The 10,441-nt window shown below is 37.4% G+C and carries 13 protein-coding genes; 8 read left to right on the top strand and 5 right to left on the bottom strand.

Annotated features, from left to right (window positions below):
• Positions 1-156 precede the first annotated feature (156 nt).
• Genes ACFO5Y_RS05430 through galU form a run of 5 tightly spaced genes read left to right on the top strand, consistent with a single transcriptional unit; the run spans position 157 to position 4,183 of the window.
• Positions 157-606 carry a flavodoxin gene (locus ACFO5Y_RS05430; protein WP_138404971.1) on the top strand — a complete coding sequence of 150 codons (450 nt, stop codon included), beginning with the start codon at positions 157-159 and terminating at the stop codon, positions 604-606.
• Between the two features lie 19 nt (positions 607-625).
• The gene (locus ACFO5Y_RS05435) at positions 626-1,867 is read left to right on the top strand and encodes an aminopeptidase (RefSeq protein WP_197105209.1); all 1,242 of its coding nucleotides are present in this window, start codon (positions 626-628) and stop codon (positions 1,865-1,867) included.
• A gap of 26 nt (positions 1,868-1,893) precedes the next feature.
• Positions 1,894-2,166, top strand: a complete 273-nt coding sequence (locus tag ACFO5Y_RS05440) for a hypothetical protein (RefSeq protein WP_138404970.1) — start codon at positions 1,894-1,896, stop codon at positions 2,164-2,166.
• Positions 2,167-2,184: 18 nt separating this feature from the next.
• Entirely contained in the window at positions 2,185-3,312 is a 1,128-nt protein-coding gene (locus tag ACFO5Y_RS05445; RefSeq protein WP_197105197.1) for a glycosyltransferase family 4 protein, read from the top strand.
• Positions 3,305-4,183 carry a UTP--glucose-1-phosphate uridylyltransferase GalU gene (galU, locus tag ACFO5Y_RS05450; protein ID WP_138404968.1) on the top strand — a complete coding sequence of 293 codons (879 nt, stop codon included), beginning with the start codon at positions 3,305-3,307 and terminating at the stop codon, positions 4,181-4,183. Before ACFO5Y_RS05445 ends, galU begins: the two co-directional genes overlap by 8 nt.
• A 37-nt stretch (positions 4,184-4,220) precedes the next feature.
• Here the strand turns inward: galU and map are convergent, their stop codons facing one another.
• The 3 genes from map to ACFO5Y_RS05465 form a co-directional block, all read right to left on the bottom strand.
• On the bottom strand, positions 4,221-4,976 hold the full coding sequence (gene map / locus ACFO5Y_RS05455; protein ID WP_138404309.1) for a type I methionyl aminopeptidase: 756 nt from the start codon (positions 4,974-4,976) through the stop codon (positions 4,221-4,223).
• 13 nt (positions 4,977-4,989) lie between these two features.
• Positions 4,990-5,751 carry an acyl-[acyl-carrier-protein] thioesterase gene (locus ACFO5Y_RS05460; RefSeq protein ID WP_197105198.1) on the bottom strand — a complete coding sequence of 254 codons (762 nt, stop codon included), beginning with the start codon at positions 5,749-5,751 and terminating at the stop codon, positions 4,990-4,992.
• Between the two features lie 198 nt (positions 5,752-5,949).
• The gene (locus ACFO5Y_RS05465) at positions 5,950-6,195 is read right to left on the bottom strand and encodes a GlsB/YeaQ/YmgE family stress response membrane protein (protein WP_197105199.1); all 246 of its coding nucleotides are present in this window, start codon (positions 6,193-6,195) and stop codon (positions 5,950-5,952) included.
• A 288-nt stretch (positions 6,196-6,483) separates the two neighbouring features.
• Here ACFO5Y_RS05465 and ACFO5Y_RS05470 point away from each other — a divergent pair, with 288 nt between their 5' ends.
• The gene (locus ACFO5Y_RS05470) at positions 6,484-7,455 is read left to right on the top strand and encodes a S66 family peptidase (RefSeq protein ID WP_197105200.1); all 972 of its coding nucleotides are present in this window, start codon (positions 6,484-6,486) and stop codon (positions 7,453-7,455) included.
• Positions 7,456-7,510: 55 nt separating this feature from the next.
• Here ACFO5Y_RS05470 and gorA read toward each other — a convergent pair whose 3' ends face one another.
• Both gorA and ACFO5Y_RS05480 read right to left on the bottom strand, forming a co-directional pair.
• Entirely contained in the window at positions 7,511-8,857 is a 1,347-nt protein-coding gene (gene gorA, locus ACFO5Y_RS05475) for a glutathione-disulfide reductase (RefSeq protein WP_197105201.1), read from the bottom strand.
• 8 nt (positions 8,858-8,865) lie between these two features.
• Entirely contained in the window at positions 8,866-9,417 is a 552-nt protein-coding gene (locus ACFO5Y_RS05480) for a dihydrolipoamide dehydrogenase (RefSeq protein ID WP_197105202.1), read from the bottom strand.
• A 218-nt stretch (positions 9,418-9,635) separates the two neighbouring features.
• Between ACFO5Y_RS05480 and ACFO5Y_RS05485 the strand changes: the two genes are divergently transcribed.
• The gene (locus ACFO5Y_RS05485) at positions 9,636-9,854 is read left to right on the top strand and encodes a hypothetical protein (protein ID WP_197105203.1); all 219 of its coding nucleotides are present in this window, start codon (positions 9,636-9,638) and stop codon (positions 9,852-9,854) included.
• Between the two features lie 35 nt (positions 9,855-9,889).
• The coding region (locus tag ACFO5Y_RS05490) for a transposase (RefSeq protein WP_380706371.1) at positions 9,890-10,441 on the top strand (552 nt) is incomplete at its 3' end.

Genomic DNA, 10,441 nt, shown 5'->3' on the forward strand with positions numbered 1-10,441 from the left:
AAAACATTGTACCGCAAAAGGGCTGTTACATGGCCTTTTATCTTTTACACAATTATATGGACTTTATCGTGTTTTACTGTTCTTAAGAATAACAACTGTTAGAATAAACATATCTTTGATATAATAATTTAGAATTACATTATAAGGAGGCAATGCATGGCCGAAGCGTTGATAATTTATACAAGTTTAACTGGTAATACGGAAGCATGTGCTGAAATTGTGTCTGCCCAGCTCGAAGAGCATGGCATCGATGTAACAATGGAAGATGTAATGCTTTCAGAGCCAGAGGATTTCCTAGACTATGATATCGTCTTAGTGGGTAGTTACACATACGGTGTTGACGGTGTTCTACCCGATGAGATGGAAGAATTCCATGAAGAATTGGCGGAATTGGACCTGTCTGGGAAAGTGTATGGTGTGTTTGGTTCAGGTGACGATTTCTACCCTGTCTTCTGCAGTGCCGTAGATGACTTTGAAGAACAATTTGAAAAAGCGGGTGCCGTTAAAGGCGGGACAGGCGTAAAGGTTAATCTTTACCCTGAAGAAGAAGATGAAGAACTTCTTAAGAAACTTGCTGATGACATTGTCGCCAAATATGAAAACTAATGAGGGAAAGAAGGAATTTATTGTGTTAGAAAATTTTGATACATTACTAAACAAATATGCAGATTTAATCGTGAATAAAGGGATTGCTGTTGGTGAGGACGATTACGTACTTATCAATGCTGATATTGAGCAAGCGCCCTTAGTTCGCCTTGTTGTTAAAAATGCATACCAATCAGGTGCGAAGAAAGTGATCGTAAACTGGTCAGATGACATTATCACTCGCGTTAACTATGAAGGACAAGACGTTGACACATTAACGGATATTCCTCAATACAAAGTGGATGAAGCACATGATTTATTAGATAAACGTGCGAAACGTATTGCCCTTCGCTCATCAAATCCAAACGCTTTAAAAGGCGTTGACCCTAAAAAGATTAGTGAAAGTCAATTAGCTTCTTCTCAAGCTTTAGAAAAAGTACGTAACGCTACTCAAGCAAACGTAGTGAGCTGGTTAGTATGTGCGGGTGCGGGTGAAGAATGGGCAAAATTAGTCTTCCCAGAATTAGAAACAACCGAAGAACAAGTAGACGCATTATGGGACCAAATCTTCAAAACAACTCGTGTGTATGAAGAAAACCCCGTTAAAGCATGGGACGCTCATGAAGCAACATTGAATGAAAAAGCAGATTTCTTAAATGCTGAACAATTCGATCAATTACACTACACAGGTCCAGGCACTGACTTTACACTTGGTTTACCAAAAAATCACGTATGGGAAAGCGCTGGAAGTGTGAATGAAAATGGTGAGATTTTCATTGCTAATATGCCAACAGAGGAAGTATTTACTGCACCTGATTTCCGTCGTGCCGAAGGAACCATTACATCGTCTAAACCATTAAGTTATGGTGGAACGGTCATCGATGGTATGACGTTCAAATTTGAAGATGGTGAAGTTGTTGAAGTTTCTGCAGAACAAGGTGAAGAAACACTTAAAGCTCTAATCAATGATAACAAAGGTTCAAAATCATTAGGTGAAGTCGCTTTAGTACCACATAAATCACCAATTTCTCAATCAGGAATTATTTTCTACAATACATTATTTGATGAAAATGCATCGAATCACTTAGCCTTAGGTCAAGCATATGCGACATCTGTACAAGGTGGAGCTAAAATGGACCGCGACCAATTAGAAGAAGCTGGTTTAAACCGTTCAAACGTCCATGTTGACTTCATGGTTGGTAACGGAGAAATGAACATTGATGGTATCAAAGAAGACGGTACAGTTGTTCCAATCTTTAGAAATGGGGAATGGGCTTTTTAAGCTCAAAAAACTAGGAGGTATGTTGTATGTCAGATGAGAATAAAACTGGAAACGCGTTAGAGCAGGAGCTAGTAAAACGATTAGAACAATTTGACCGACGATTTGATCGTAATGGTTGGTTTTTCTTAGTTATCGTCATTGTCATTTTCTTTATTACTTTATATTTATTTATGCAAATATTTAGGGTTCCCGAAGTTGATACATATACCTCTTCGAATGAAATACTCGGACAAATCGAAAGTCTTGAAGAACGAATCGAATCTTATGAGATTCGAATTGAAGAATTAGAGGCTGAATAATTTTAGAAGGATTTTTTCATGAAAATATTACATATAAATTCATACTTCTCAACTTCCGGCCTATTTAACCAATTATATAGTCGCCAAGTTGAGTCGGATATTGATATTGATGTTTATGTACCGATCCCGCATCAATATCCAGAAGACAGGTTATCAACGAGTGGAGAATATACTACGGTCAGTCGAAATCATCATCAACTGACTCGTTGGGTATTCCCGATTAAACATCATTTAATATTAACGGATTTACTCACTCGTTATGACTTTGAGTCTTATCAATTAATTCACGCGCATTCATTATTCTCAAACGGTTGGCTCGCACTGCAACTTCATAAGAAATATAATATTCCATATGTCGTTGCTGTTCGTAATGCCGATATGCGCACATTCTTTCAAAGAATGCCTTGGATGAGAAAAACTGGGATTAACATCTTAAAGCATGCTTCAAAAATTGTATTTATTTCAAAAAATACTTACAACGAAATTTTTGAAACATACATCCCTGATTCTCTACAAGCTACTCTAAAAGAAAAAGCCCATATTATTCCAAATGGTGTCAGTGATTATTGGCATGATAATCGTTATAAAGATAAAAAATCTAACTTGCATCAACCTTTAAGAATCGTCACAACCGGTAAGATTATGGCATTGAAGCGTTTCGTAGAATTAGCTGGATTAGTTCAAAGTTATTCTCAAGAACACTCGCCTGCTGAACTTCATATTATCGGTCCAAGTTGGGACTATTCCATTCTAAAAGAGTTACAACAAATGCCGGTCGTTACTTATCATGGTAAACAAGATATGGAAAGTATGAAAGAGTTATATCGCTCGATGGATATTTTTGCAATGCTCTCCTACCCTGAAACATTTGGTCTTGTTTATGTAGAAGCAATGAGCCAAGGCTTGCCAGTCATTTATACAAAAGGTGAAGGCTTTGATAATTTCTTCCCCAACAAAGAAATTGGGATGAGTGTGGATCATAAAAGTCAAACTGAGTTCAATCAAGCGGTTGATTACATTCGTCAAAATTATGCACAAATGTCTCAACAAGCGGTGGAACAAATGCAAAGATTTAAATGGGATAAGATTAATCAAGAATATTTAAACTTATATCAATTAATTACAAAGGAGTCTATCAATGAGTAAAGTAAAAAAAGCAGTGATACCTGCTGCTGGTTTAGGAACTCGATTCTTACCTGCAACGAAGGCAATGGCAAAAGAAATGTTACCTATTGTAGATAAACCAACGATTCAATTTATTGTTGAAGAAGCTGTTGCTTCAGGTATTGAAGACATTTTAATTGTAACTGGTAAAAGTAAACGTCCGATTGAAGATCATTTCGACTCAAATATCGAACTAGAAGAACATCTTAGAGAAAATGGCTTAGAAGATTTGTTAGACATTGTTAACGATACAACCAATGTTAACTTATTCTTTGTCCGCCAAGCTTATCCTAAAGGTCTGGGCCACGCAGTTCTTCAAGCAAAAGCTTTCATTGGTGATGAACCATTCATTGTTATGCTAGGTGATGACGTGATGCAAAGTGAGGTTCCATTAACGAAGCAACTGATTAATGTTTATGACGAAACACATGCGTCTAACATTGCGGTTATGGAAGTACCTTATGAAGATACAAACAAATACGGTGTCATCGCACCAGAACGTGAATATGCTGAAGGGATTTATAATGTGGAGCGTTTTGTTGAGAAACCAAATCCAGAAGATGCACCAAGTAATTTGGCTATTATTGGACGCTACTTATTAACTCCAGAAATATTTGAAATTTTAGAAAACCAAGCACCTGGTGCTGGTAACGAAATTCAATTAACTGATGCGATCGATACATTAAACAAATCGCAACGCGTCTTTGCTAAACGCTTTGATGGTAAGAGATACGATGTTGGAAGTAAATTTGGCTTCCTTGAAATGAGTGTCGAAATTGGTCTGGATCATCCAGAAATTAAAGATGAATTAAAACAACATATCATTGCCTTAGGTAAAGAACTTAAAGCATAAAAAATTGAGGGAATCCGAATGGACTCCCTCAATTTTTTTATTCTCCTTTTTGCTTTGTCATTAAAACTGGGCCTTCTTTAGTGATTGCAATTGAATGTTCGAATTGTGCACAGTATCCACCGTCACGCGTACGAGCAGTCCAACCGTTATCATCCATCTTCATCTTCCAAGTTCCCGTTGTAATCATTGGTTCGATTGTAATGGTCATACCCTCTTTTAAGCGTAGACCTTTCCCAGCTAAACCGTAGTGAGGAATTGCTGGCTCTTCGTGAATTGTTGGACCAATACCATGTCCAATAAAGTCACGAACAACACCGAAACCTTCGCCTTCTGCATAAGTTTGAATTGCATGACCGATATCTCCGATACGGTTCCCTACAACAGCTTGTTCGACACCTAACATTAATGCTTTATAAGTGACATCAACTAGACGTTGGTGCTCTGGAGTTAATTCTCCAACAGCGTATGTCCAACAGCTATCAGAAATTGCACCATTTAAGTCAACACAAAAGTCAACATTCGCAATGTCACCGGCTTTAAGTACATACCCTGATGGGAAACCGTGACAGATTTCGTCATTCACACTAATACATGTTGCGTATTTATACCCTTCATAACCGATTTGAGCTGCGACTGCCCCAGCGCCTTCAATGCGCTTTTGAACGAATTTATCAATCTGATTTGTCGTCACACCTGGTTTGATAAAGTCGCGTAATTCTTCATGAATCCCTGCTAAAATCTCTCCGGATTCTGTCATTTGTTCTATTTCTCTTTGTGATTTTAATGTAATCATTCTTCTTCCCTTTCTACTTTTCCCATTCTATATTTATAACACTTGCGATCTTATTATTGCTCTCATTAATAATAACTTGTTGAGTTTGTTTACTCTCTTCCAAATCAGCTTGATTACAGATAGCCACAGTGTCTTGTGGGAGTATTTCTTTCTCGTATTTTACTTCGATGCGTTTCATCTTGTAGTTTTCGCTAATATTAGACGGAATAGTACGGTACGCCCACCTCAGATAGACCAGATTATTCACATGCAAGTTCTCATCGATATCACTTTCATCAATACCAACTCGAATATCTTCTTCGTTTGCCACATTCGTAAATGCTTTAATCTTCGAAAATTCAATTGTATAAGATGAGTCAATAATATCTTCCGTTTCTAAAGGAGCTGGATTAATTCTAACTATTCGACGCTTCTCCATATCAATGGCTGCGAACTTAGCGAATACTTCATATAACAATTGTCCATCACTCACAACGCTATAACGTCGAGTACAGAAGAAACGGTTAACTTCAATGAGTCGCGTATCAATCTCAAGTGTAGCATTAAGTTCTGCTTCTTTAAGAATTCGAATCTCATATTGAGTGATGACCCATGTATGATTTTCTTGAATGAATTTAACATTCAATTGATTCTGTAAATAATTATCATGTAAGCCACTTACTTCCATGGCTTTCTCTAATATCTTTGTCAAATCGATTTGAGTCGTTCCAGGGATTATCAAATCATCTGTTACAACCAATTCTTTGCTGACTACTTTTAACTTTGAATCTTCCATCGATCCTGTCCCCCCCTAATATTGCTATAAAAACAATTATACCAAAAAAATTCATAACTAACAGAAAAGAAGCATAATAAAAAAGGATTATTGAATATTTAAGAGTTGCTCGTTTTAATCGTCCTATATTTGCTTATTTATGACACTAAAAAAACTAGTCGGATAGAATCCGACTAGCTTTAATCATTTAAATAAATATTAACGCATTTGGCGTAGGATAAATGAAACAATTGCAATAAGAACGACCGCACCTAGTAGTGCAGGAATAATGAAGAATCCACCAATTTCAGGACCAAAGCCTGATAAAAATTGATTCCCGATCCATGAACCGACGAAACCAGCAATAATATTACCAATTACACCGCCTGGGATATCGCGTCCCATAATCATTCCAGCTATCCATCCGATGATACCACCGACGATTAGTGACCATAACCAACCCATATTATTCATCTCCTTTTTTTAATTATACAAAACATTTTCATTTTGTAACTTTATTATATCAACTTGTGGCTATTATTGCGAATATAAAGGCTTGAGAACAGGCTTTCATTTTGAAAAAAATATAAATAAGTCTTTAAAACGTTGATGTAACAATGTTTTTTGTTAACATTCAGTTCACAATATATATCCTCAATTTTTATCCCTTACTTACCCTGTTTTTCATTTTATATAATGATTATCATCTTTCTGTTATAATATATATAATATAATGTCAGTTGGAGGGATAATATGGAAAAAATATACCCAAATAAATTACAAATTAATGATGAAATTCGCGTGTTGAGCCCTAGCTCTTCAATTAAACGCGTGAATTCTGAAGCTGATAATGAGCAACTCGTTAAATACTTCGAGAAGCTCGGTTACAAGATCAGCTACAGTCGACATATCGATGAGATGGATGAAATGAACTCTGCTTCTATTAAAAGCCGCGTCGAGGATTTACACGAAGCTTTCCGTGATCCTCAAGTTAAAATGATTTTAACTTCGATTGGTGGGTTTAATTCGAATGAATTACTACCGTATCTGGACTATGAGTTAATTAGAAGTAACCCAAAAATACTTTGTGGTTATTCTGATACTTCCGCTTTGCAAAATGCTATTTTTGCTAAAACAGGTTTAGTAACTTATAGTGGTCCAGCCTATTCCTCTTTTAAAATGAAGGAACTTCAGGATTATCAGACTAATGCTTGGCAAGCGGCGATAACTAAACATTCTTATAACTTAAATCCAAGCGACTTCTATACGAGTGATGAATGGTTTATTCCAGAAAAACGTCGGGATCTAAAAGAAAATGAATGGACAGAATACTCAAGTGGTAAGGCTAGCGGAACTGCTATTGTTGGTAATTTAAATACTTTTAATTTACTTCAAGGGACTCAATATATGCCTCAAGTCGATGATGCGATCTTATTTATCGAAAGTGCGGAAGAAAACGATGCCTTTGACTTTGCCAGAAATCTGGCTTCATTATTACAAGTTTATCCTGAACCTGCTGCCGTTATTATTGGTCGCTTTCCTAAAGAATCAGACATGAGTGAAGATACACTTCACTACATATTGAATAAGCATTCGATTTTACAAAGCATTCCGGTCATCTACAATGTGAACTTCGGTCATACTCAACCAATCTTTACATTCCCTATTGGTGGAACAGTTGCTATCAACACAGCTGCTCTTTCACTTTCAGTTGTTCAAGGTTAATTTTCAATCAAAACTAAAACCAGCGATGCCCATATTGGAATCGCTGGTTCTTTATTTATCTCATTGTTACAAATTCTTCTGCACCTGTTGGGTGAATAGCAATAATTGAGTCAAATTGAGCTTTTGTAGCCTTCATCTTCATCGCTACACCAAAGCCTTGAATCATCTCATCAACGCCTTCTCCGATACCATGCAAGCCAATAACGACTTCTTCTGGCCCATAACATACGAGTTTAAATTTATTTTGTTCACGATGCCAAGCTGCAGAAGCATACATTGAATAGAAAGTATTTGTATACACTTTAATATTCTCTTCACCAAACTCTTTAATCGCGTCTTTCTCTGAATATCCAATTGTACCAATCGCTGGATGGCTAAAGATAACAGTTGGAATATTTGTATAATCAATTGCTGAAGTTGCCCCATTATTAAATAAATATTCCGATAACGTACGCCCTGCTCTAATCGCAACTGGAGTTAAATCAACACGATCAATCACATCACCAATCGCGTAAACGCCAGCTTCTTCAGTTTCATGACCATCATTGACATTGATTTGTCCTTTTTCATCAACCGTGATGGCAGTATTTTCTAAACCTAAATTTTCAGTATTAGCGACACGTCCAACGGCTGCAACAACACGGTCAACAACTAGTTTCACTTCGCCGTCTACTAAACATTCGATTTTATCACCATTTTTACGGTATTCAGTAAAGGTGGTATTAGGCATATGTGTCGGTCCATCTTCATTGATTGCGCCAAGTAGCAAATCACTTAACATGTCATCAAAAGAACGTAATGGTTTTTCATATCTTGTGACTAATGTTGTATCAACCCCTAAGTTACTCATTACTTGTGATAATTCAACGGCAATGTAACCTGCACCAACGACAGCTACTTTCTCAGGTAAAGTCGTCCAGTTGAAGAAATCATTTGAGTTATCAACTAATTCTCCACCCGGTACTTCTACCTTACTTGGGCGTCCACCTGTCGCGATTAAGATGTTTTTAGCTGTTAATGTTTCGCCGTTTACTTCAACGGTGTGTCCATCAACGAATGATGCGTGACCTCTATATAAAGTTATGCCATTTTTTTCAATGTTATTCTCATAACCTGATCTTGAACGACTGACGTAACCATCACGTGCTTCACGAAATTCATCAAAGTTAAAGCTTGTGTTTTCAGCATGGAAACCATATCCAGGTCCGTATTTATGAATACTATCCGCAACTCTTGAGGCATACCAACTAACTTTCTTAGGGACACACCCACGGTTTACACACGTTCCCCCTAAATCAACGGCCTCAATTACCGCTACTTTTGCTCCATGCTCTGCCGCACGGTTTGCAGAAGAAATTCCGCCACTTCCTCCACCAATAACTATATAATCAAATTCTACCATATTTATATTCAGTCCTTTCTTTCTAACCATACTGCAGCCATTGTTTGACTGGCAGGAATCACTGCATTTATCTTACCATGATTATCATATGCTTTATAAAATAATTGCCCTGCGTTGTTATAACCAAATGCATAGACTAACAGCCAATGATTTTTATACTTACTTCCAAACGCTTTAGTTGTTCCAACAATAACTGGGTAGGGCTTTGCTTGGGATAACTCTTTCGTAACGATTGGATTACTAATAAGATGCCACCTTGGTTTATAATCGATGTCCTCGAACAGAGCTTTTAATCCACCGATTAAATCCCAAGGGTAAGTCCCTTTATACCAAAATCGACCATCAATGCGTGGTTTTAATCCAATAATTAAGTCATCCATAGATAATTCTTTTTCATAATCTTTCTGAATAACGTAATGTGCCAAAGCTGCAGCAGTATATGTACCACAATAGCCAGGAAATTCGCGATTAACATATTTACGATAAACTTTCATAGCGCGTGGGTTTATCCCTGTCCATTCTGTTGGCCAATCTTTTCTAGTATACTTTTGTTTTTTCACGATTCTTACCCTACTTCCCTATATTAGTCTACTATATCTATGAAAAATGAACTAATTAATTGCTTAAATTCATCACAATAATTAAAAAAGAATATTAACCGGGTTCTATAATTTTTAGTGTTGGTGAGAAATCAGCAGCACTATTTTTGTATACACAAAAAGCCAGTGATTTCCGTTATGATGTAAGTACGACCAAACACATAAGAAAGGAAATCAACATGGCTGACTTACATTCTACCGCTCTTTTACTAGGAATTAAAGACCCTCACATTAAATTAACGCATGGTTTACAAGAAGAATCTTATGGAGATGTTCAACAATTTCGTCCATCGGCTCAATCGGCTTCCCTTGACGTGAAGGGGTCCCATCGAAAAGTCCTCACGGTGACGGGCATCTCGATCATCTGCCTCAAGCCTGTTCTCACTGTGGCTGTCTAAATCAAAGTACTCACGATATCATACGAAACGGTACGATGAATTCCGTCGTTTTACTGGGACAATATAACTTCCAGCCTGTCTATTTAAAGTTAAAGAAACAACGCTATTTGTGTAAACATTGCCGTCGGACCACAGTGGCCATCACTCCTTTAACTCGTCGGCATTGTTTTATTTCTAATGCGGTGAAGTATGTCATCATTAAAGAATTAGCTCAGATGCAGTCCATGACCTTAATCGCCCAACACCTGAATGTTTCAACCACGACGGTCATCCGTCAATTAAAAACCTATGGGGACAACCTAAATCCTAAGCCTAGCCGCTTACCGTCCCACTTGGCGATCGATGAATTTAAATCGGTTAAAAATGTGCCCAGGGCAATGTCGTGTCTGTTAATGGATAACGCGACACATCAAATGGTGGATATCCTTGAAGACCGAACTCAACGGTATTTAAGGGCTTATTTCTTACGGTTCTCACTGGAAGAACGGCGGCAGGTGAAAACCATCACCATGGATAGGTATTCCCCTTATCGAGACTTTTTACCGCGGTTATTCCCGAATGCCCATGTCATTATTGACCGCTTCCAT

The sequence above is a fragment of the Ruoffia tabacinasalis genome, from assembly GCF_042652985.1.
Lineage (GTDB): Bacteria > Bacillota > Bacilli > Lactobacillales > Aerococcaceae > Ruoffia > Ruoffia tabacinasalis.